The following is an 878-nucleotide window of genomic DNA, read 5'->3' as shown; positions in this document are numbered from 1 at the left end:
CCTAAATCATCGATAACCGTAAAGGTGATCACGGTGCCTTCAACCGCATCACTGGTGCCGCTTAGGGTCGGTGTAACATCGTTACTTGAACCTGGGCTGGTTAAATCAAGCGTTGGCGCAATGGTATCAACCTCCCCTGCGCCTGTGGCGGNGGTCGCTGTGTTACCCGCTGCATCGCTTACGCTTGCACTTAGGGTATAACTGCCCTCAGCCAGGGCTGTTGTAACCGGCACTGACCATGTACCAGTTGCGCCTACTGTGGCGGTAATGGTTTGCTGTGCACCGGCATTGTCTGTCACAACAATTGTCACTTCACTGCCTTGTGGCGCATCACTTGTGCCGGAGATCGTCGGTGTTGTGTCGTTGCTAACGCCGTTATCTGTAATAACAAGACTCGGTGGGGTTAAATCAATCTCACCGGTTTCGCTCGCGCTGCCGATATTACCCAGACCATCGTCTACCTCGGCGGTCACTGTGTATTCACCTTCAGCTAATTCACTCGGCGCATCAACGCTCCACACGCCACCGGTTACGGTGGTATCAACAGTCGTAATATTCCCCGCACTGTCTTCAAACGTTAAGCTAATGGTGGTGCCATCGGCTGCATCGCTTGTCCCATTAATGGTTGGTGTGGTGTCGTTGGTATCAACCAAGGTATTAATGCTAATGCTTGGCGCGATGGTGTTCAGCGTGGCTGTTTCACTAACCGTGGTGGTATTACCGGCGTTGTCGCTCACGCTGGCTTCAATGGTCAGCTCACCATCGCTTAAGGCGTTCGGTACATCCGCTGACCAGCTGCCACCTGCTTGGACTGTGGCTGTAAAGGTTTCGGTGGTAATGCCATCGCTAACGCTGATACTAATTACCGTGCCGGCTGG

At 53.2% G+C, this 878-nt stretch carries 1 protein-coding gene; it reads right to left on the bottom strand.

Annotation, left to right across the window (positions count from 1 at the left end; genetic code table 11):
* Positions 1-878, bottom strand: an 878-nt coding sequence (locus L650_RS0105835; protein WP_174380482.1) for an Ig-like domain-containing protein, incomplete at both ends; no start/stop codon positions are given.

Origin of the sequence: Pseudoalteromonas sp. TB51 (genome assembly GCF_000498055.1) — a bacterium.
In the GTDB taxonomy this organism is placed as follows: domain Bacteria; phylum Pseudomonadota; class Gammaproteobacteria; order Enterobacterales; family Alteromonadaceae; genus Pseudoalteromonas; species Pseudoalteromonas atlantica.
The sequence above is the reverse complement of the archived record's forward strand: the minus strand, read 5'-3'. Positions and strand labels throughout refer to the sequence as shown.